Origin of the sequence: Streptomyces sp. NPDC005899, assembly GCF_040629645.1 — a bacterium.
In the GTDB taxonomy this organism is placed as follows: domain Bacteria; phylum Actinomycetota; class Actinomycetes; order Streptomycetales; family Streptomycetaceae; genus Streptomyces.
Map to the genome: position 1 here is coordinate 18,456 of NZ_JBEXWB010000027.1, position 20,688 is coordinate 39,143.

15 protein-coding genes are annotated in these 20,688 nt (G+C 71.3%); 9 read left to right on the top strand and 6 right to left on the bottom strand.

From position 1 onward, the window contains the following. The first annotated feature begins 46 nt into the window (after positions 1-46). Positions 47-955, top strand: a complete 909-nt coding sequence (locus ABZ371_RS06005) for an alpha/beta fold hydrolase (RefSeq protein WP_358674098.1) — start codon at positions 47-49, stop codon at positions 953-955. After that, positions 952-2,571, top strand: a complete 1,620-nt coding sequence (locus ABZ371_RS06010) for a GMC oxidoreductase (RefSeq protein ID WP_358674101.1) — start codon at positions 952-954, stop codon at positions 2,569-2,571. Before ABZ371_RS06005 ends, ABZ371_RS06010 begins: the two co-directional genes overlap by 4 nt. A 151-nt stretch (positions 2,572-2,722) precedes the next feature. On the opposite strand, the gene ABZ371_RS06015 is transcribed toward ABZ371_RS06010, so the two are convergent. Then, complete coding sequence (locus tag ABZ371_RS06015; protein ID WP_358674104.1) at positions 2,723-3,232, bottom strand: DinB family protein; 510 nt, start codon at positions 3,230-3,232, stop codon at positions 2,723-2,725. Positions 3,233-3,367: 135 nt separating this feature from the next. Here ABZ371_RS06015 and ABZ371_RS06020 point away from each other — a divergent pair, with 135 nt between their 5' ends. Then, entirely contained in the window at positions 3,368-3,940 is a 573-nt protein-coding gene (locus ABZ371_RS06020; RefSeq protein ID WP_358674107.1) for a GNAT family N-acetyltransferase, read from the top strand. Between the two features lie 176 nt (positions 3,941-4,116). On the opposite strand, the gene ABZ371_RS06025 is transcribed toward ABZ371_RS06020, so the two are convergent. Further along, positions 4,117-5,199 (bottom strand): cellulase family glycosylhydrolase, encoded by a 1,083-nt coding sequence (locus tag ABZ371_RS06025; RefSeq protein WP_358674109.1) that lies wholly within the window; start codon positions 5,197-5,199, stop codon positions 4,117-4,119. 815 nt (positions 5,200-6,014) lie between these two features. On the opposite strand from ABZ371_RS06025, the gene ABZ371_RS06030 reads away from it, so the two are divergent. Together ABZ371_RS06030 and ABZ371_RS06035 are read left to right on the top strand one after the other, a co-directional pair. Then, on the top strand, positions 6,015-6,980 hold the full coding sequence (locus tag ABZ371_RS06030) for an ROK family protein (RefSeq protein WP_358674111.1): 966 nt from the start codon (positions 6,015-6,017) through the stop codon (positions 6,978-6,980). 813 nt (positions 6,981-7,793) lie between these two features. Next, on the top strand, positions 7,794-9,419 hold the full coding sequence (locus ABZ371_RS06035; RefSeq protein WP_358674114.1) for a cellulase family glycosylhydrolase: 1,626 nt from the start codon (positions 7,794-7,796) through the stop codon (positions 9,417-9,419). A gap of 441 nt (positions 9,420-9,860) precedes the next feature. Here ABZ371_RS06035 and ABZ371_RS06040 read toward each other — a convergent pair whose 3' ends face one another. Further along, positions 9,861-10,247, bottom strand: coding sequence for a helix-turn-helix domain-containing protein (locus ABZ371_RS06040; RefSeq protein ID WP_358674117.1), 387 nt, complete (start codon positions 10,245-10,247; stop codon positions 9,861-9,863). A gap of 152 nt (positions 10,248-10,399) precedes the next feature. On the opposite strand from ABZ371_RS06040, the gene ABZ371_RS06045 reads away from it, so the two are divergent. Further along, on the top strand, positions 10,400-11,131 hold the full coding sequence (locus tag ABZ371_RS06045; protein ID WP_358674120.1) for an alpha/beta fold hydrolase: 732 nt from the start codon (positions 10,400-10,402) through the stop codon (positions 11,129-11,131). A 246-nt stretch (positions 11,132-11,377) separates the two neighbouring features. Here ABZ371_RS06045 and ABZ371_RS06050 read toward each other — a convergent pair whose 3' ends face one another. The 3 genes from ABZ371_RS06050 to ABZ371_RS06060 form a co-directional block, all read right to left on the bottom strand. Then, a complete protein-coding gene (locus ABZ371_RS06050; RefSeq protein WP_358674123.1) occupies positions 11,378-12,265 on the bottom strand; it encodes a carbohydrate ABC transporter permease in 888 nt (295 codons plus the stop codon). Beyond that, positions 12,262-13,233, bottom strand: coding sequence for a sugar ABC transporter permease (locus ABZ371_RS06055; RefSeq protein ID WP_358674126.1), 972 nt, complete (start codon positions 13,231-13,233; stop codon positions 12,262-12,264). The genes ABZ371_RS06050 and ABZ371_RS06055 overlap by 4 nt, the downstream gene beginning before the upstream one ends. 92 nt (positions 13,234-13,325) lie before the next feature. Next, a complete protein-coding gene (locus ABZ371_RS06060) occupies positions 13,326-14,648 on the bottom strand; it encodes an ABC transporter substrate-binding protein (protein ID WP_358674129.1) in 1,323 nt (440 codons plus the stop codon). A gap of 265 nt (positions 14,649-14,913) precedes the next feature. Between ABZ371_RS06060 and ABZ371_RS06065 the strand changes: the two genes are divergently transcribed. The 3 genes from ABZ371_RS06065 to ABZ371_RS06075 all read left to right on the top strand — a co-directional run bounded on the left by ABZ371_RS06065 (position 14,914) and on the right by ABZ371_RS06075 (position 20,593). Then, positions 14,914-17,313: a glycoside hydrolase family 2 protein gene (locus ABZ371_RS06065; protein ID WP_358674132.1), complete on the top strand. Its 2,400-nt coding sequence runs from the start codon at positions 14,914-14,916 to the stop codon at positions 17,311-17,313. Next, positions 17,310-18,335: a LacI family DNA-binding transcriptional regulator gene (locus ABZ371_RS06070; protein WP_358674134.1), complete on the top strand. Its 1,026-nt coding sequence runs from the start codon at positions 17,310-17,312 to the stop codon at positions 18,333-18,335. Before ABZ371_RS06065 ends, ABZ371_RS06070 begins: the two co-directional genes overlap by 4 nt. 446 nt (positions 18,336-18,781) lie before the next feature. Beyond that, positions 18,782-20,593: an ABC transporter ATP-binding protein gene (locus ABZ371_RS06075; protein ID WP_358674137.1), complete on the top strand. Its 1,812-nt coding sequence runs from the start codon at positions 18,782-18,784 to the stop codon at positions 20,591-20,593. The last annotated feature ends 95 nt before the right edge of the window (positions 20,594-20,688 follow it).

Below are 20,688 nucleotides of genomic sequence, written 5' to 3' on the forward strand. Positions count from 1 at the left end.
AGCACCGCATGGACCGTTCGCCACGCTCGGCTCCAGGAGGAATCGCATGACCGACCACAAGCCGACCAAGCGACGCGTGCTGGTGGATGGACTCTCCACCCTCTACTACGAAGCGGGGGAAGGCCCGGTGGTCCTTCTGGTGCCCGGGATCGCTTCGGACCCGCAGGACTGGTTCCCCGTCATGGACGAACTGGCCCTTACCCACCGTGCCATCGCGGTCTCACTGCCCGGACTCGGCGGCACCAGTCCCGGACCGGACGTGCGCCCCTCGACCATGGCCTCGTTCCTCATGCACTTCCTCGACGCCCTGGAGGTGGACTCCGTCATCGCGGTGGGCCACTCCTACGGCGGCCTCGTGGTCGCGGAACTCGCCCTGCGCCATCCGCACGCCGTCAGCAGACTGACGCTGGTCAACGCCTGCGGGCTCGGCCGGGCGGTCCACCCCGGCGCCGTCATGCTGGCCCTGCTGCCGGAGCGCGCCTCCGACCTGCTGTCCGCCTTCGTCTCCCTCCCCGGAGGCGCCGCCGCGCTCACCCTCTCGAGCAACCTGCTGCTCCGCCGGCCCTGGCGCATACCCGCGAGCACCTGGGCCGCCCAGTTCCGGCTGGCCCGGTCACGACAGACGCTGCGCACGTCGATGAAGGTGTTCCGTGCGTGCGGAGACATCACCGGGCAGCGCCGAAGCATCATCGTGACCGACCGCCTGCACGAGATCGACGTACCCGCCCTGGTGATCTGGGGAGGCTGCGACCAGCTCTTCCCCGTCTGGCAGGGCCGGACCGCGGCACGCCGTCTGCCGGCGGGCCGCCTCACCGTCCTGGTGGGTGCCGGGCACGTCTCCCACCTCGACAGCCACGAGGAGTTCGTGGACGCCCTCAGCTCCTTCGTCCGCGACGACCACGAACACCCGCGACCCAGCACCCGGAAGACCACCGGCAGGGGAGGACCTCCGTGAACGACACACCACAGCAGCGCCCCGCACCCGAGGCGGGGGACAGCGGGACGGACGGGCGGACGGGCTTGCCGGATCCTGCCGGCCGTACGGCACCGCCGGTCGCACCCGGCACCCGCACCGACCGCGAGGAACGGCATGGCGTCGTCATCGTCGGCAGCGGTGTGGGCGGGAGCATCGCGGCCTTCCGGCTGGCCGAGGCGGGAGTGAGGAGCGTGGTCCTGGAACGAGGCCGGCGATGGCCCGTGACCCCCGCCGGGGACACCTTCCCCTCGTTTCCCTCCCTCGACAGCCGGCTGGTGTGGCTGGACGACGACTCCACCCCCCTGCCGCCGGGTCGGGGGCCGGTGCCGTCCCTGCTCCGCCGCGCACTCTCCGCGGCACTACCCCGCTCGACCGGACTGCTGGACGTGAACACCCAGGACGGCGTCGTCATCGTCAGTGGCGCGGGAGTCGGCGGGGGGACCCTGGTCTACGGAGGTGTGCTCGCACAGCCCCGGCCCGAACCCTTCCGCAGGGTGTTCCCCGCCGGAATCGACTACGACGAGCTCGACCGCGTCCACTACCCCCGCGCGCGCAGACGCCTGCTGGCCGCCCCGTTCCCCGGGGAACTGCTCGCCCGCGCACCGTACCGGTCCAACCGCCTGTGGAGCCTCGCCGCGAAGAGGTCCGGGCTGTCGGCCGAGACCATCGTGAGCACCTACGACTTCGACGTCGTCCGAGGCGAACTGGACGGCACCGGGACACCCTCGGCCACGGTCGGCCAGTACCACTTCACCGGCTGCAACAGCGGCGCGAAGATGAGCGTGGACCGCACCTACCTGGCGCGGGCCGAAGCCTCCGGCAGGGCCGAGGTCCGCCCGCTCCACCGGGTGACCCACGTGTCCCAGGACCGCACGGGCCGCTACCGGGTGTCCGCCGAGCGGCTGGACGAGCAGGGGACGGCCGTCGAGCGCCTGGTGTTCGTCTGCGACAAGCTGATCCTCGCGGCCGGGGCCCACACACCGCGCATGCTGCTGACCGCGCGCGAGACCGGTGCCCTGCCCGGGCTGCACGAGTCCGTCGGCGACGGCTGGGGGTCCAACGGCGACCACCTGGTCCTCGTCCGGACGTCGCCCGTACCCGTCGGTGCGCCGCAGGGCGGCCCCCCGGCGGTACTCGTGCGCAACGCCGACGGCAGCGCCGGCGTGATGCACTCACCCATGTCCTTCCCCGTGGGATCAGGACTCCTGGTCTGCCTGGGAATGGGCCTCTCCGACCGCTTCGGCCGGTGGACCCTGGCAGCCGACGGCAGACCACGACTCAAGTGGGAGGCCGCGTACGACACCACGTCCGTACGCGCGGTGGAGGACCTCGTGCGCCATGTCGCGCGCTACCTGCCCGGTGCCCGCCCGGTGCCGGCCGGCCGCCCGTCACATCCCGTCGTGGCGCACCCCGTCGGCGGCGTCGTACTCGGCAGGAGCACCGACCTCCACGGCAGGCTGCGCGGCCACCGCGGACTGTACTGCCTGGACGGGGCCCTCATGCCCGGGTCGACAGCCGCCGTCAACCCCGCACTGACCATCGCGGCCGTGGTCGAACGGTGCCTGGATCACCTCATCTCCGACTTCACCTCGTGAGACGAGCACGCGCGAGGCACTCCGGTCGCGCGACGTGACGCCACCTCGGCGGATCCGGCCACTCCCGGAGGTCACTGCCACCACTCCCGGCCGCTGCACCCGCCGGACGGTGGTCGACGGCTTCCGAGGTGTCGCACCGTGCCCTGCGGGCTCAGGCGCCCACGGTCCCGTCGATCCCCTCACGCAGGAGGTCGGCGTGCCCGTTGTGACGGCCGTACTCGAGGAGCACGTGCACCATCACCATGCGCAGTGACACCTCCTGGCCCCACCTCGGCTGGTAACCGACCAGATCGAGGGAGCCGGCCTCCCTCTCGATGCGGCGTGAGTGCCGGGTCTCGGCCTCCCAGGCGGCGAACGCCTCCGCCCCGGTCGACGCGCTCGCGTCGTACGCGGCCTGGAAGTCGATGGTCTTCGACCAGACCATGGGTGCGTCGTTGTCCTCGAAGACCCGGCGGAACCAGGCGCGTTCCACCTCCGCCATGTGCCGCACCAGCCCGAGCAGCGACAGCGCCGAAGGAGGCATCGACCGCCGCCGCAGTTCGTCGTCCGTGAGCCCTTCGCACTTCATGGCGAGAGTCGCGCGGTGGTGGTCGAGGAAGGCGCGGAGCGTGTCCCGTTCGCTGCCGAGGCGGGGCGGTCCGGGGCGGGTGTCGTCGGTCACCGGTTCGTGCTCCTCGTCGAGTCCGTGCGGTCGGTGCCATTGTCCACGGCCGTGGACGGGTGGCTGCCCCCCGGGGCGACGCCGACGGCCAGGGCTCGTCGGCCGGGCGTGCACGGGGCTGTCATCCTGTTCGCCATGACCGCTGACCGCCTTGACGTCGTGACGGCTGACTGGCCTGTGCGGAGCCGTGCAGGTGCGGCGGAGCTCTCCGGGCTCCTGGCCGCCTACCACCTGCGGACGGAGAAGGAGAAGGGGCAACCCGTCGACCGCGTGGCCGATCTGCCTCCCCGGTACCGGGCCGAGGTCGAGGACCCGCGGACCGCGTTCGCCGGGGACACCGTGCTGGTGGCGGTGAGTGGGCGGACGGCCGTGGGCTGCGTCGTGGTGACCGCTCCGGTCGGGCGGCGGGTGGAGCTCAAGCGGCTGTGGACGACGCCGGCGTCCCGTGGCCGTGGGGTCGCGTCCGCCCTCCTCGATGCCGCGTTGCGTCATGCTGCGGAGGCCGGGGCCGACACCGTCCGGCTGTCGGTGTGGCGGTGGCGCGAGAAGGCCGTCGCGCTGTACGCACGCCTCGGCTTCGCCATCGCCACGAGGTGGGACGACAGGGACGAGCTGGTGTGCATGGAACGCGCCGTCGAGGGCAGCCGGCACCGCGCACCGGAGCAGGAGGACCAGGAATCCCGCTCCGGCCCCGCGTCGCGGCGCTGATCTGCCGGCACGGGGCGGGAGTTGTTCGTGCCGGCACCGGGCGGGAGCCGCCATCCGTCCTCAGGACGGAGCGTCGGGCCGACCGTCCGGACCCGGACGCCCCTCCCGCCCGCGCGCGGGAACGGGAGGAGCGCCGGCCCGGACCGCTGGGCGGGCCGGGCCGTTCAGACGTCCGGCTAACCGCGGCGGACCACGCAGGAGCGGCTGTTCTCCCAGCCCCAGCCGTCACCGTCCGGGTCGGAGGAGCTGCTCGCGCAGTACGGGTAGCCGTTCGGGGCGGTGCCGCCACTGCCGCCGTAGACGGTCGCGCGCGCGGAGGTGGCGGAGATGCCGTTGCTCCCGTCGAAGAGGCGCTTGCCCCAGCTGGTGAGCGAGGTGGCATCGAAACCGCTGACCAGGTCCAGGTACTCGACTCCGCTGCCGTTCCCGCTCCAGGACCAGCCGAGGTATCCCAGCCGCAGGGACTGAGCCGTCGCCATGATGGCGTCCTCGTCCGGGTTGCCGTCGCTGTGCTGGTCGCCGAACTCGCCCACGACGAGGGGCAGCCGGTTGTCGACGAAGTGCTTCAGGTAGGCCCGCACCTCCGCCGCGGTGTCGTAGACCCCGTACATGTGGATCGAGAAGATCGTGTTCCGGTCCGGGTCGGAGGCGAACACGGAGGCGGCGTTGTCCCTCATCGTGCCGGACCAGTCCTGGCCCCAGTTGGGGGCGTCCACCATCAGGGCGTGGTGCAGGCCGGCCTTGCGCAGCTTGGTTATCGCGTTCTTCGTCGCGCCGGTCCACGCGGCGGTGCCGGTGTTGCCGAAGGGCTCGTTGCCGATGTTGACGACGACGTAGTTCTCCTGACCCTCCAGGGCGCTCTTGATACCGACCCAGTAGTCGGCGGCCTTGTCCAGGGAGGCGGCCGCGCCGTCCTCGCCGTAGCCGGTCGTGTCGTGCACCTCCAGGACGCAGATCAGCTTGGCCGCCTTGCACCGGCCGATCAGTGACGAGACCTCGGCGGTGCTGGTCCGTGTCCAGCGGTCACCGCTGCTGAGCACGATGCGGACGGTGTTGGCTCCCTCGGCCGCGATGTCGGCGATCGAGCCGGTCCGGTCCGGGTACCAGGCGTGGGCGTGGTTCACGCCGCGCATGACGAACTCCTTCCCGTTCGCCTCGTACAGGCGTCCGTCGCTGACCCGCAGGCCTGTCGCGGCCTCCGCGGACGGGGTGGGTCCGAACACCGACAGCAGCACGCCGACCAGACCGGCGATCGTCATGGCCACGAGAGTGGCTCGCGTGGGTTCCGGTGGCTTCTTCACAGCTCTCCTCGGGTGGGGGTGGGGATGGGGATGCCCCGGGACAGGCCCGGGCCGTAGGTGCGGCACGCCTCCGGGGCGACGACGGAGCGCCGGCGGAGCGTGGACGGTTCGGGGCGGCAGCCGGTCCGCGACGTACGCGGTGCGAGGGACGCGGTGCCGGGCGGACGCCGCCGGACCGACTGCCGGAGGCGTGGTACCGGCAGGCATGCGACGGACAGGGAGGGAGGACAACGTTGTCACCGTCAAGCCCGGGGGTGGGGGCCGTGCGGTGGAGGTGCGTCGGACGAAGCCCTGGCTGCCGGGCCTGCCGGTACCCGTGTGCGACCACGCGTCGGGGGCCCGCCTGTGGTGCGGCGAGGTGGCTCCGTAACGCGTGACCGGTGCCGGGAGGTTGCCCCCATATGAGGCACCCGATGTTCTCGCCATGTCAATAGATGTGTCACCGGTGTTTCGCATTCCGGTGGGAGGCGGCCCGTCGGCATACCCCCGTGGCCGTCCTTCTCCCGATGGGGTTTCTCCCCGCGACCGGAAAGGCGCGCCGTATGCCGGAACGGTGAGCGCGGGACCGTATGCGAGTGGTGGAGGAAGCGAGATGCCGCACTCGGCTCGGCGTCCTCCCGGATAGCTGCGTCAGGAGCGTCCGTCCGGTGGCGCGACGCTACTTTACTAAACCCAGACTGGATCATGTGAACGTCGCTAGACAACGTTGTCAGATCAAGGCACAGTAGCGAGCCGGGGCGATCGGGCGCTCCTCCACGGAAGGGCGGTAGGACATGGTGTACGGAGCACTCGACATCGGCGGCACCAAGATCGCGGGGGCGCTGGTCGACGCGGAGGGCCGCCTCGTCGCCCGTGCCCAGCGTGCGACGCCGGCCACGAGGCCCGCGGGGGAGCTGGCGGCGGCCGTGATGACGGTGCTGGACGACCTGGCGGCCCACTCGGCCTGGAGCGGGCTGTCCTGTCTGGGCATCGCGAGCGCAGGGCCCGTGGACACGGTGGCGGGCACGGTCAGTCCCGTCAACATCCCCGGCTGGCGCAGCTTTCCGCTCGTCGACCTGGTGCGGACGCACGCCGGGTTGCCGTTCGGCATCCTCCCCGTACTCGTGGGGGACGCCGTCGCCATGACCGCCGCCGAGCACTGGCTCGGCGCCGCGCGCGGGGTCGGGAACGCGCTGTGCATGGTGGTCTCCACAGGCGTCGGAGGCGGGTTGGTCCTCGGCGGTGAGGTGCACGCCGGCCGGACGGGCAATGCCGGACACATAGGGCACATGACAGTCGATCTGAACGGCCCCCGCTGCGCCTGCGGGGCGCCGGGCTGTGTCGAGAGCCTCGCGAGCGGGACGGCGATCGCCGCTCACGCCCGGTCCCTCGGCTGGACGCCTCCGCCGGGGGCGCCGGCGAACGCGGCGACGATCGCCGAGGCGGCTCGCTCCGGCGACGGCCGGGCGGTCGCGGCCTACGGGAGGGCGGCGCAGGCGCTGGCGGCGGCGATAGCCGCGACCGCGGCGCTGGTGGAGCTGGAACGCGTGGTCATCGGGGGAGGCGTCGCTCAGGCGGGGGACGTCCTGTTCGCCCCGCTGCGGCGGTCCATGGAGGACTACGCCGTACTCGACTTCACCCGTGGCATCTCCGTCGTGCCCGCCGGGCTCGCGCTGGACGCCGGGCTCATCGGCGCCGCCGCCACGGCTGCCGCCCAGGGGGGCAGCCGGCGGGAACCGGCGAACTCGCTGAGCTCCTGATCCCGTCGGCTGCCACGCCCCGGGTCCGCCTCCCGGACGGCAGGCGGCGGGTGGCAGGCGCCAGACGGCTCCCGGGGCCCCGCGCGGAACGGCAGTCGCCGGCGACGGGGCCCGTAAGCCCGGGCCCGAGGGAGTCGGGTCCGTGGGCGCTCCGGCCACTGTGCAGGCTCCCCGGCCGTGGTGCGCCTCTCCCCGCGCCGATCGCACCGGGCCACCCCGGGGGCCGGGGAGTCGCGGTGTCCGCCGTATCGTCCCCTCGCCCGGCCCGCCACGGCACCGTCGGCAACCGCAACCACACCCCTCCGGGCGGGCCACGAGCCCGCCCGGAGGCCGTCGGTCCCCGAGCCGGAGGCCCCTCGGCGGTCCACGAACCGTCCTCCGGCAGGGGGCAGGACGGGGCGGTCGGGGCGCCCGGCGTCACTCACCACGGCGCGATGCCACCGAACTTAACCGGTTTGGTTCGAATGCTTGTCCCGGAGCCGCTCTGCCCCTAGCCTCTCTTCCAGTCGCCGCACACGGCTCGTCGTACCCGTCGCCCAGGCATCGCGGCGACTGCCCCGCGGAATTCCATTCGCCTCTCACCGCGTCTGCCCGGGCGGCGTGGGCCACCCGGAAAAGGCATCGGAAACGCAATACACGTACGCCGGACCGGCGCACCGTACAAGCGCCGGCCGAGCTGCGGGACGAATACCCGGCGGGCCCGAACACGGCCTATCCGTGCCCACGTCCAGGAACGACCGGCACCACCCCATCGCCGTACGCGCCGCGCGTCAGGGCACCGGCGTGCACGCGCCATCCCACCGGAGGTAAGTGATGAGCAGAAGACTGGCCGCCGCGGCGGGAGCGTTGCTGGCCATGGCCGCCACAGCCCTCACCGCTCCATCCGCCGCGCAGGCCGCGCCGGCGGCAGCCACCGGCTTCCACATCAGCGACGGCCGCCTGACGGACGCCAACGGGAACGACTTCGTCCTGCGCGGAATCAACCACGCCCACACCTGGTACCCGGCGCGCACCACCCAGGCGCTCAAGGACGTCAAGGCGCTGGGCGCGAACTCGGTACGCGTCGTGCTGAGCACGGGCGACCAGTGGACGAAGAACGACACCGCGGACGTGGCCGGAATCGTCGCGCAGTGCAAGGCGAACCGCCTCGTGTGCGTCCTGGAGGCGCACGACACCACCGGGTACGGCGAGGCGGGCGCGGCGGTCTCCCTGTCCGAGGCGGTCGACTACTGGACCGACGTCCAGGACGCCGTCGAGGGGGAGGAGGAATACGTCATCCTCAACCTCGGCAACGAGCCCTACGGGAACACGGGTTACACCGCCTGGACCTCCGGCACGCAGGAGGCCGTCCGGCGGATGCGGGCCGAGGGCTTCGACCACACGCTCATGGTGGACGCCCCGAACTGGGGACAGGACTGGTCCCACACCATGCGGGACACCGCACCGGAGGTCTTCGAGGCGGACCCCGACCGCAACACCATCTTCTCCATCCACATGTACGGGGTGTACGACACGGCTGCCGAGGTCGACGACTACCTGGGCCACTTCGTCTCCCGGGGCCTGCCCGTCCTCGTCGGCGAGTTCGGCGACGCCCACTCGGACGGCAACCCCGACGAGGACGCCATCATGGCGACCGCCGAACGGCTCGGGCTCGGTTACCTGGGCTGGTCCTGGAGCGGCAACGGCGGTGGTGTCGAATACCTGGACATGGCCACCGGGTTCGACGCCACACGGCTCACCCCCTGGGGTGACCGCATCGTCAACGGTGCCGACGGCATCCGCCGGACGGCCCGCGAGGCGAGCGTGTTCGGTGGCTCCGGCGGTGACACCCGGCCGCCCACGGCGCCCGGCACGCCCACCGCCTCCGGTGTCCGTTCCGACAGCGTCACACTCACCTGGGGCCCGGCCACCGATGACACGGCGGTGTCCGCCTACGACGTCGTGCGGGTCAAGGACGGCCAGGACGTCCACGCCACGACGACCACGACCACCGGTGCCACCGTGGCAGGCCTCACGCCGGCCACCGCCTACTCCTTCGCCGTCTACGCCCGGGACGCGGCGGGCAACCGCTCCGCCCGTTCGCCCGTGGTGCACGTGACCACCGCGGACGGCCAGGCGTCCGGGGCGTGCCGGGTCACCTACCGTCTCAGCGACTGGGGGAACACGTTCAACGCGGACGTGACCATCCGTAACACCGGGTCGGCGCCGGTCAAGGGCTGGCAGCTGGAGTTCGACTTCCCCGGTCAGCAGCGGCTCAACTCGGCCTGGAACGCCAAGGTCACCCAGCAGGGCACGCGGGTGCGGGCGGCGCACGAGTCGTGGACGGAGTCGATCCCGGCGGGCGGGACCGTCAGCTTCGGCCTCAACGGCTCGTCCACGGGTGCCAACGGTGTCCCGGCCGCCTTCGCGCTCAACGGGGCAGCCTGCTCGAAGGGGTGACACACCGGGCAGCGGCGGCCTCCCGGATCCGGCCGGGGGGCCGCCGGCGCGGTCGTCCGCCCCCGGCCACCCGGAGCTCTTCCGGCACTGCTGGAGGCACCGCCCGGCCAGGAGAGGCGTGGCCCGGCCGTCCCCGCGGCCGCGTCGAGGACGGTGCCCGTGCGGCGGTGTCACAACCCGGGGCCGCGGTGCTGGTCGGTACCGCTCGGGGCCGGGGCCGCCGTCATCGGCGCAGTGCTTTCCCGAACGCCGAACGGTGCGTCGCGCAGCGGCACCGGCGGTCGCCGCGGCTGGAGCCTGTGCACGGTCGTGGCCGCTGTGTGTGTCGCTGCCGCGGCGGCACCGCCGCGACGCGACGCAGGGTGTGACACCACGCCAGCACACGTACAAAAGCGAGCGGGCGAGTCGACCCGCCGGTGAGTGAGTACAGCCGGGCCGGGGTCAGGCGGGCGAGGTGTCGGCGCGTGCGTCGTACACGGCGCGGGCGGCGTCGATGTGCGTCAGGTGGGTGATGCTCCACTCCAGCAGGGGAGCGGTCGCTTCGCGGAGGGTCCTGCCCATCGGAGTGAGTTCGTAACTGACGTGCGGCGGCATGACGTTGCGGACGGTCCGTGTGACGATCCCGTCGCGTTCCAGCCCGCGCAGGGTCACGGTGAGCATGCGCTGGCTGATCCCGTCGACGGCCCGCTTGAGTTCGGTGAAGCGGCGCGGCCCCTGGCTGAGGTTGCGCACGATCAGCAGCGACCACTTGTCGCCGACGATGCCGAGCACTTCACGCGCCTGGCACGGGTCCTCGGGCCGCGACTCGCCGCCCACTGTGCCGCTCATGGTTACCTCCAGAGAACCGGGGCACCGAAATGTGCCTTATTGATCGGGGTGCGGCAGGTGCAGCACGATGATCTCGGTTCCCGAAGAGTACCGAGGCACGAAGAGGAACCACACTGCTCGCGCGCCTCCATGCCCCGAAGAGGAAGAACCGCATGTCGACTTTTCTGCTGGTACACGGCGCCTGGCACGACGGCCGGTGCTGGGAGCGGGTGGTCCCGCTGCTGGAATCGGCCGGACACCGCGTGCTCGCGCCCTCACTGACCGGCTACGGCGACAAGGCACACCTGCTCGGTCCCGAGGTGGGGCTCGACACGCACGTCGCCGACGTCCTCCAGTTGATCCACGAGGAGGACCTGACCGAGGTGGTGCTCGTGGGTCACAGCTACGCGGGGCTGGTCGTCTCGTCCGTGGCGAACGAGGTGCCGGAACGCATCGCGCACCTGGTGTACCTCGACGCGATGGTCCCGGAGCACGGTGAGACCGCCGTCGACGTGCAGCCCATGACCCAGAACCTGATCGATCTCGCCGCCGCGTCCGGCCACGGCTGGCGCGTCCCACCGCTGCCCGAGATGCCCCCGCCCCTCGGCCTGTTCGGAGTCACCGACCCCGCGGACGTCGCACGGCTGCGTGCGACGCTCTCCGACCATCCCGTGCGCTGCCTGCGGCAACCGGTCCGGCTGGACAACCCTGCCGTCGGCTCCATCGCGCGCACGCACATCCACTGCGTCGGCGCGGAGCCGGAAGGCATCGTGCGGCGGCCGGTCCCCGCTACCCAGCCCAACGGCTCGCCGGCACGGATACGGGAACTGCCGACCGGGCACGACTGCATGATCACCATGCCGGCGGACCTGAGCGACCTGCTGCTGGAAACCGTCCTACGGTAGCGCCGGACGGCGACCGCGGCAGCGAGCCGGAGAGGGCCTGCCGCCGTCGGACAGCGGGCCCCGGGCCCGCGAGGCCGCCCGCTTCGCGACAGGACGCGCGGTGGGGAGCGGCACGGGGCACTCGCCTGTCCGGCCGCGGTCACCCACAGCGGAGTGGGCCGCCGGCACAGGCGGCGGCCCCTCGCGAAGGAGCGGGGCCGGGTGGGTGACGCGCACGTGACGTGCCGTCGAGGACGGGCGGTGGAGCTACTTCGTCGCGCCCTGGGCGAAGCCGTTGTAGATGTAGCGCTGCAGGAACAGGAACGCCACCAGGGTGGGGAGGATGACGAGGACCGCTCCCGCCGAGATGTTCTCCCAGTGGGCTCCGAAGGGCCCCTTGAAACGGAACAGGGCCGTGGAGATCGTGCCGAGCTCCTGGGAGGGCATGTACAGGAACGGGATGTAGAAGTCGTTGTAGGTGGTGATCCCCTTGATGATGACGACGGTGGCGACCGCCGGCTTGAGCAGCGGGAAGATGATCCTGCGGTAGATGGTGAACGAGTTGGCCCCGTCCAGCCGCGCGGCTTCGTCGAGGGAGACGGGGATGCCGCGGATGAACTGCAGGAAGATGTAGATCGAGACGATGTCCGTGCCCATGTAGAGCAGGATCGGGGCCCACCGTGTGTCGAACAGCCCGAAGCTGTTGATGACCTGGAAGGTGGCCACCTGCGTGGTGACCCCGGGGACCAGGGTGGCGACGAGGAAGAGGCCCATGACGAGCTTCTTGGCGCGGAAGTGGAAGCGGTCGATGGCGTACGCCGTCATCGACCCGATGATCACCGTGCCGGTGATCGAGAAGAGCAGGATGAACGCGGTGTTGCCGAACGCCGTCAGCATGTGGCCGTCGGAGAAGGCCGTGGCGTAGTTGGCGAAGTTGAGCCAGTCGCCCGGCAGTGAGAGCGCACCGCCCTCGGTGACCTCCTCGGACGTCTTCAGGGACGTGAGGAAGACGACGGCGAGGGGGAGGAGCACGACCAGCGAGGCGACGACGAGCGAGAGGTGGACGAGTGCCTGCCCGAGCCGGCCGCGGTGGCGGGCCCGCCGGGGGCCGGGCGCGGGACGGGTGCGGGCGGCGGTCCGCGGGGCCGTGGTCATACGAGGTCCACCTTTTCGTCGGGCACGAGCCGGCGCTGGATCCAGGTGATCAGGAGAATGATCAGCAGCAGCACCACGGCGGCGGCCGAGGCCAGCCCCGTCTTGTTGAACTGGAACGCGAGTTTGACCGTCTGGATGACGAACGTGGAGGTGCCGGTCGCGCCGCCGGTCATGATGTACGGGATCTCGAAGACCGCGAGGGATCCGGAGATCGCCAGGATGATGCTGAGGCTCACGACGGGCCTGATGCTCGGGGCGATGATGTGGCGGAACTGCTGCCAGCGGGTCGCCCCGTCCAGCTGGGCGGCTTCGTAGAGCTCGCCCGGGATCGACTGGATGGCGCCGAGGAACAGGACGAAGTTCAGGCCGGTGAAGCGCCAGACCGAGACGCCGGCGAGCGAGGTGTTGGCCGAGGCCGGGTCACCCAGCCACGCGTGGCCGGTCCCCGCACCGAACCAGGACAGGACGGAGTCGAGTGTGCCGCCGTCCTGGAAGAAGTACAGGAAGACGAACCCGATGGCCACGCCGTTGATGAGGTAGGGGAAGAACAGGAGCCCCTTGAACAGGTTGCGGAACCGCAGGTCGAAGCTGAGCACCGTGGCGAAGTACAGGGCGATGACGATCTGCACCGCCGACGCCGCCAGGTAGTAGAAGCTCACGAAGAACACCCGGAACAGCTCGGGCCGGGTGAAGATCTGGACGTAGTTGTCCACGCCCGTGAAATCGCGGTCCGGGCTGATGCCGTCCCAGTCCGTGAAGCTGTAGTAGACCATGTTGCCCACGGGGACGTAGGTGAACGTGATCAGCAGCGCCAGCGGTGCCAGCAGGAACAGCCACGGGGTCGCACGCCGCAGCAGGTCTCCCCGCGTCCTCGGGACCCCCGGGCTGCTGCCGTTCCTGGTGATGTTGCGACGTGAGGGGGTGGCGCGGTGCGTTTTCGCGCTCGCCACCTGGGTCGTTCCGGTCATGTCGGGCCTTTCGTCATCCGCGTCGTCGTCCCGTGCACGCGGGAGGGGCGGGGCCCCGGCCGGTGTGAGCGGCCGGGGCGCACCTCGACCGCTCAGGAGCCGGCGGTCTTCGCCGCCTCGTTCCACTTCCGGTCGAGTTCGGCGAAGTAGTCCTGGAGGCTGCCCTTCTCGGCACCGCGGGCGATGTCGATCAGCTTCTGCCGGTAGTCGGGCTTGTTCAGCCCGATCTCGGCCGCGTTGTCGATGTCGTTGACCTCGCCCGTGTCCCGCTCGGAGCGCTCCACGAAGGTGACATCGTTGTCAACGAAGTCCTTGAGCGTATCCGGCATGGGGGCCGACTTCAGCGTGGGGACGGCCCCCTCCTTGGCCGAGTAGCCGGACTTCTCGGTGAACCAGTCCACCCAGGCCCGTGCCGCCTCCTTGTGCTCGGAGTGGGCGTTGACCGCCTGCTGGTAGTCCGAGACGAGCGTGGCGCAGTACTCCTCGTTGCCCTTCTGGACCGGGAAGGGCATGAACCCGATGTCGTCCGGGTTCGCCCCCGCCTTCCGGGCCGCGTCCTTCATCTGCGTGATCGACCAGGAGCCCAGCATCATGGTGCCGATCTCGCCCTTGGCGATCTTGGCCTTGGACGCCTCCCAGTTGGTGGTGCTGGGGTCCTTCTCCGAAAGCCCCGCCTTGACGGTGTCGTGCAGCAGCGTGTCGATCACGCGCAGCTCGCTGCCGTCCTTCCAGGGTGAGACCGCTCCGGCCAGCTCGTTGGTGGCGTAGCTGTCGCAGGTCACCGATCCGATGTTGGCGGTCCACTGGACCAGCGGCCAGCCGTCCTTGAAGTTGGTGTAGTAGGGGACGGCGTCGGTCTTGGCCTTGACCGCCTCGAGCCCGGCGAGGAACTCCTCCGGTGTCTTCGGCCACCCGGTGACGCCGGCCCTCTTCCAGACGGCCTTGTTGTAGACGAAGCCGTTGGCGGTCCCGAACTGGGCGAGACCGTAGACCTTGCCGTCGACGTCCGTCTTGTCGCTGAAGCGGTACTTCTTCGACATCTCGCCCGAGGTGCCGAGGGGGGCGAAGAACTTGGGGTAGTCGTTCTTCGAGACGGCGGCCGGGATCATGAGGACGTCACCGTAGTCCTCGGTGTTCATCCGGATCTTCACCTCGCCCTCGTAGTCGGTGAGGCCCTCGAACTTCACCTTGACCTTCGGGTAGGTCTTGTTGAACGCCGCGGCGTAGTCGTCCATGGCCCCGCTCTGGACGAGGTCCGTGCGCTGTGTCAGAACGGTGATCGTGCCGGTCGTCCTGCTCGGATCGGTGGGGGCCTCGGCGGTCTCGGTGGACGCCGCACCTCCGCCGCTGCATCCGGTCACGGCCAGCGCCGCAGCGGTCACGAGTGTGCCTGCGAGCGTCCTGGTCTTCCCCATGTGCCCAACTCCTCAAGATGGCGGCTCTGGTCTGCGTGGGATGTTGGCACTATGACAGGACCCGTGTGAACCGGTAAAGCTCCGGTTTCCATGACGATGTTCAATCGTTACCGACAGGTGCCGGAACGACCCTTCATGGGCCTCTGCGTGTTCGGCAGATTACAGAACGGTGACTAGACCGGTTTATGGACATGGTCCTGTCGGCGGGTTAAGTTGTGCGGCGTCATACATCTGCCAACGCGCCTCAGGCGATCGGAGCCGCACCATGAAGGACGTCACCCCGCTCACCGACGGCTGGAGCCTGTGCCACGCCGAGGCGCTGCTGCCGGCCCGGGTACCAGGCTGCGTCCACACCGACCTGCTGGCCGCGGACGTCATTCCCGACCCCTTCCTCGCGCGCAACGAGACCGAGGTCGCCTGGGTCGGCCGGCAGGCATGGACGTACGTCAACCACGTCTCGCACGACAGCGCGCACGAGCGGACCGACCTCGTCTTCGAGGGTCTGGACACCGCGGCCCGGATCACTTTCGCCGACCGGGAGGTCGGCACCACCCGGAACATGCACCGCACCTATCGCTTCGACGTCACGGGGCTGACCGGCCGCCTGGACGTACGGTTCGCCTCCGCCTACGACGAGGCCGAAGCCGTACGCGCGCTCACCGGGGACCGGCCCAACGTGTATCCCGAACCCTTCCAGTACATACGCAAGATGGCCTGCAGCTTCGGGTGGGACTGGGGGCCGACCCTGGTCACCGCCGGCATCTGGCGGCCCGTGCGGCTGGAGCACTGGTCGACCGCGCGCCTGGCGTCCGTCCGCCCCCTGGTGACCGTCGACGAGGGAACGGGGCACGTGGAGCTGCGGATCCGGGTGGAGCGCACGGCCCAGGGGGCGGGCCGCGGTCTGCGGGCACGCGCCGAGGTGGCGGGCGAGGAGGCCGAGATCCGCTTCGACGGCGACGAGGCCGTGCTGCGCCTGGACGTCGAGCACCCCCGCCTCTGGTGGCCGCGCGGATACGGCGGCCAACCCCTGTACGACCTCGACGTCACCCTGCTCGACGGGGACAAGGAGCTCGACACCTGGCGCCGGCGCATCGGCTTCCGCACCGTCGAGCTGGACCGGAGCGCCGACGCGCACGGCACGGGCTTCACCCTGGTGGTCAACGGGGAGAGGATCTTCGCCCGCGGGGTGAACTGGATCCCCGACGACGTCTTCCCCTCGCGCGTCACACCCGAGCGCTACCGCACCCGGCTCTCGCAGGCGGTGGACGCCAACATCGACCTGGTGCGCATCTGGGGCGGCGGCATCTACGAGGACGAGGCGTTCTACGACGCCTGTGACGAGTTGGGGCTGATGGTCTGGCAGGACTTCCTCTTCGCCTGCGCCGCCTACCCCGAGGAGCAGCCCCTGCGCGGGGAGGTGGAGGCCGAGGCGCGGGACAACGTCGTCCGGCTCATGCCGCACGCCAGTCTGGTGCTCTGGAACGGCAACAACGAGAACCTGTGGGGCTTCCGGGACTGGGGCTGGGAGCCGGAACTCGACAGCGCGTCCTGGGGGGAGGGGTACTACCTCGGCCTGCTGCCCTGCCTGGTCGCCGAGCTCGACCCCACCCGCCCCTACGCGGCCGGCAGCCCGTGGTCCGGATCATGGGACCACCACCCCAACGACCCCGATCACGGCACCTACCACTCGTGGGAGGTGTGGAACCGTCAGGACTACGCCGAGTACCGTGCGAACGTCCCCCGCTTCGTCGCCGAGTTCGGCTGGCAGGCGCCTCCCGCCATGGCCACGCTCCGGCGCGCTCTGCCCGGTGAGGAGCTGGCGCCCGACTCCCCGGGCATGCTGCACCACCAGAAGGCGGAGGACGGCAACGGCAAGCTCGACCGCGGGGTCGCACGCCACTTCGCCCTGCCCGAAGGCGACTTCGACCGCTGGCACTACCTGACCCAGGTCGTCCAGGCCCGCGCCGTCGCCACGGGCATCGAGCACTGGCGCTCGCACTGGCCCAGGTGCGCCGGCACCGTCGTCTGGCAGCTCAACGACTGCTGGCCGGTGAGCTCCTGGGCCGCCGTCGACGGTGACGGCCGCCCCAAACCGCTCCACCACGAGCTGCGGCGCGTCTACGCGGACAGGCTGCTGACCCTGCAGCCCGGCGACGAGGGCACGGTCCTCGCGGTGGCCAACCAGGGCGCGGCGCACTGGCACACGTCGGTGGCCCTGCGCCTCCTGCGGGCCGACGGCACGTCGGTCGACGGGAGCACGATCGAGGTGACGGTCGCCCCGCGCTCCGTCGCACGCCTGCCGGTTCCCGCCGGGCTCGTGCCGGCCGCACGCTCCGCCGAGGAGTTCCTCGTCGCCGACGCCGACGGCCTGCGCGCCCTGTACTTCCCGGTGCCGGACAAGGACTTCGCCTACGTGGAGCCGGTCTTCGACGTCGGGACCGAACCCGTCGCGGACGGCGGCGGTAGGATCGACGTCGTGGTGAACGCACGCACACTCGTCAGGGACCTCCTGCTCCAGGCCGACCGGCTCGGCCCCGGCGCGCGGGCCGACCGGGGCCTCACGACGCTGCTGCCCGGTGAGCAGGTGCGGATCCGGGTCGACGGCTGCGGCACGGTCACCGCGGACGACGTACGGGCGGCCCTGTTCTGTGTGGACGGCAGGTGAACGCACCGGCCCGCATCACCATCAAGGACGTCGCCGCCCGGGCCGGCGTCTCCAAGGGGGCCGTCTCCCTGGCGTTCAACCACAAACCGGGAGTCTCGGACGCCACGCGCGAGCGCATCTTCGAAGCCGCCCGGGACCTGGGCTGGGCACCGAACCAGACGGCCCGGAGCCTGTCCAGCCAGCGGGTCGACATCATCGGGCTGGCCCTGTGCCGGCCGGCCCGGCTGCTGGGCCTGGAGCCGTTCTACATGGACTTCATCTCCGGCATCGAGAGCGTCCTGGCCGAGCGGTCGTGCTCGCTCCTCCTGCGGCTGGTGCGCGACGTCGACGAGGAGATCGACCTGTACAAATCCTGGTGGCGCAGTCAGACCATCGCCGGGGCCGTCCTCGTCGACTTCAGGGAGGCGGACCCGCGCGTACCGGCGCTCCAGGCCATCGGCCTGCCGGCGGTCGCCGTCGGACACCCGTCACTCACCGGCTCCTTCCCCGCGGTCTGGACGGACGACGCCACCGCCACGGCGGAAGCCGTCCGCTACCTGGCCGCGCTGGGCCACCGCCGCCTGGCGCGGGTGGGCGGCCCGGCCGGTTTCGGCCACAGCGCCATCCGGACCAGGGCCTTCGCGGCGACGGTACGAGAACTGGGGCTGGAGGAGGGGCGGCAGATCGCGACCGGCTTCGACGAGAGGGAGGGCGCACGCGCGACCCGGTCCCTGCTCCTGTCGGCGGACCGCCCGACCGCCATCGTCTACGACAACGACATCATGGCCGTGGCCGGCGCCGGCGTCGCCGCGGAGATGGGCTTCGTGGTGCCCGACGACGTCTCCCTGCTCGCATGGGACGACTCCCAGCTGTGCCGGATCACGCATCCGACCCTGTCGGCCATGAGCCACGACGTGCACCACTTCGGCGCGGAGGTGGCCCGGGCCCTCTTCTCGCTCATCGAGGGCACGCACACCGGGGCCCTCCAGGTCCCGACCCCCTCACTCACCCCCAGGGGTTCCACCGCACCGGCACCGCAGTAGCGGGGCGCGCACCGGCCGGTGACCGGCGGACGCGCCCACGCCTCCCGGGGACCACGGGCACGCGGTGCGGGTTCCACGGCATCCGGGCCGGGCCGCTGAGCCGAGGCCCGGTCACGGCGACGGGGGCACCGCGGACCGCGGGGTGCCCCCGTCGCGTTGCTCCCGACCGCCGGGACCGAGGCGGCTGAGGCGGTCGTGGTCCCGGCCGATGGCCGGGAATAACGCGTGGACCGCCCGGACGCCGTCGCGGGACACTGCGGTTCCTGGCTTTCCCGACGCACGCGGACAGGTCGCCGCGATCCGGAGGGGGACTGCGCCGTCGTGCCCCGGCTGCCGGAGGACGGCCCAGGGTGTCCGACCGGACCGAACCGCCCGCGGCCGGCACCGTGGCACCGCCTCTCCCGAGACGCCTGCCGACGGGCTCGCCGCACGACCACAGGGGGGACATGGAATCGCACGTGCGTGAGACATCGCCGGGCACGGGGCCGGTGCTGCTGGCACTGCGCTACTACGGACGGGAGCTGGCCCGGCTCAGGTGGCTGACCGTACCCGCGATGCTGTCGCCGGCGCTGGGGAACATCGGCATCCACTACATCGCGCCGCTGATCGTCGCGAAACTCGTCGGCCACCTCGCCGACGGCGGCACCGGCACCCTCGGCCCGCTGCTTCCCTACGTCCTGGGCTTCGCCGGCGTCCTGCTGGCCGCGGAGGCGCTGTGGCGCCTCGGCCTGCACTTCCTGAACCGCCTCGACGCCCGGGGCATCGAGCACCTGTACGTGATCGGCATGGACGAGCTGTACGCCAAGGACGCCACGTTCTTCCACGACAACTTCGCCGGGTCGCTGACCAAGAGGGTCCTGAGCTTCGCGTCCCGCTTCGAGGAGTGCGTCGACACCCTGACCTTCTCGGTCGTGGGCAGTTTCGTGCCCCTGCTGTTCGGGTCCGTCGTGCTGTGGGGCTACGATCCGCTGCTCGTCCTGGGACTCCTGGCGATGATCGCGGTCACCGCACTGTGCGTGGCACCGCTCATCCGCCGGCGCCAGGCGCTCGTCGACCGGCGGGAGGAGGCGATCGCCCAGGTGTCCGGCCACGTGGCCGACAGCCTGATGAACATGGACACGGTCCGGGCCTTCGGCGCGGAGGAGCGCGAGGCCGCCGAGCACCGGTCCCGGGTCGCGCAGTCCCGCCGGCTCACGCTGCGGTCCTGGGACTACGGCAACCTGCGCATCGACACGCTGGTCGCCCCGATGTCCGTGCTGACCAACACCATGGGGCTGCTGCTCGCGATCACCCTCGGCGGGGGAGGGCACGGTGTGGAAGCGGTTGTCGTCGCCTTCACCTACTACAGCAACGCGACGCGGATCATGTTCGAGTTCAACCAGATCTACCGCCGCCTGGAGAGCTCGATGACGGAGGCGGCGCGGTTCACCGAACTGCTGCTCACGGGACCGGCGGTGCTGGATCCCGAGGACCCCGAGCCACTGCTGACCGGGGCCGCCGACGTCCGCTTCGAGCAGGTGCACTTCGCCCACGCGGGCGCGGAACCGCTCTTCGCGGGCCTCGACCTGGAGGTGGGCAGCGGTGCGAGGATCGGGCTCGTCGGCCGGTCCGGCGGCGGCAAGACCACACTCGGCCGGCTGCTGCTGCGGATGGCGGACATCGACTCCGGCCGGATCACGATCGGTGGGCAGGACATCAGCACCCTGCGCCAGGCCGACCTGCGCAGCCTCATCGCCTACGTGCCGCAGGACCCGGCGATGTTCCACCGGACGCTGCGGGAGAACATCGCCTTCGCCAGACCGGACGCCACCGAGGCGGAGATCCGCCGCGCGGCCGACGCGGCCCACGTCACGGAGTTCGCCGACTCGCTCGCGGACGGCTTCGACACCATGGTGGGCGAACGGGGGGTCAAGTTGTCCGGCGGACAGCGGCAGCGGGTGGCCCTCGCCAGGGCGATCCTGCGCGACGCGCCGGTCCTGCTGCTCGACGAGGCGACCAGCGCCCTGGACTCCGAGAGCGAGGTGCTCGTCCAGAAGGCGTTGTGGCACCTCATGGACGGGCGCACCGCCCTGGTGGTGGCGCATCGGCTCAGCACGGTCGCCTCCATGGACCGGCTCGTCGTCCTGGACCACGGGCGGATCGTGGAACAGGGCACGCACCAGCAGCTGCTGGCGGCCGAGGGTGCCTACGCGAAGCTGTGGCAGCACCAGTCGGGAGGCTTCCTGGACGACGCCCCCGTGCACGTGGATCCGGTATGAGGGACGGGGTCCGGAGCGGCGGAGCCGGACGCGGCACGTGCTCCCGGCCGGTGCCGGGACGCCGGGGGCGTCCGGGGCGTCCGCCCACCGCCCGC

What these genes read in the sequence shown, in the direction of transcription:
- ABZ371_RS06040 (WP_358674117.1), bottom strand. Translation starts at nt 10,247, where the DNA reads ATGAGCGGCACAGTGGGCGGCGAGTCGCGGCCCGAGGACCCGTGCCAG.
- ABZ371_RS06050 (WP_358674123.1), bottom strand. Translation starts at nt 12,265, where the DNA reads ATGACCACGGCCCCGCGGACCGCCGCCCGCACCCGTCCCGCGCCCGGC.
- ABZ371_RS06060 (WP_358674129.1), bottom strand. Translation starts at nt 14,648, where the DNA reads ATGGGGAAGACCAGGACGCTCGCAGGCACACTCGTGACCGCTGCGGCG.
- ABZ371_RS06005 (WP_358674098.1), top strand. Translation starts at nt 47, where the DNA reads ATGACCGACCACAAGCCGACCAAGCGACGCGTGCTGGTGGATGGACTC.
- ABZ371_RS06030 (WP_358674111.1), top strand. Translation starts at nt 6,015, where the DNA reads ATGGTGTACGGAGCACTCGACATCGGCGGCACCAAGATCGCGGGGGCG.
- ABZ371_RS06065 (WP_358674132.1), top strand. Translation starts at nt 14,914, where the DNA reads ATGAAGGACGTCACCCCGCTCACCGACGGCTGGAGCCTGTGCCACGCC.
- ABZ371_RS06055 (WP_358674126.1), bottom strand. Translation starts at nt 13,233, where the DNA reads ATGACCGGAACGACCCAGGTGGCGAGCGCGAAAACGCACCGCGCCACC.
- ABZ371_RS06020 (WP_358674107.1), top strand. Translation starts at nt 3,368, where the DNA reads ATGACCGCTGACCGCCTTGACGTCGTGACGGCTGACTGGCCTGTGCGG.
- ABZ371_RS06035 (WP_358674114.1), top strand. Translation starts at nt 7,794, where the DNA reads ATGAGCAGAAGACTGGCCGCCGCGGCGGGAGCGTTGCTGGCCATGGCC.
- ABZ371_RS06075 (WP_358674137.1), top strand. Translation starts at nt 18,782, where the DNA reads ATGGAATCGCACGTGCGTGAGACATCGCCGGGCACGGGGCCGGTGCTG.
- ABZ371_RS06045 (WP_358674120.1), top strand. Translation starts at nt 10,400, where the DNA reads ATGTCGACTTTTCTGCTGGTACACGGCGCCTGGCACGACGGCCGGTGC.
- ABZ371_RS06025 (WP_358674109.1), bottom strand. Translation starts at nt 5,199, where the DNA reads ATGACGATCGCCGGTCTGGTCGGCGTGCTGCTGTCGGTGTTCGGACCC.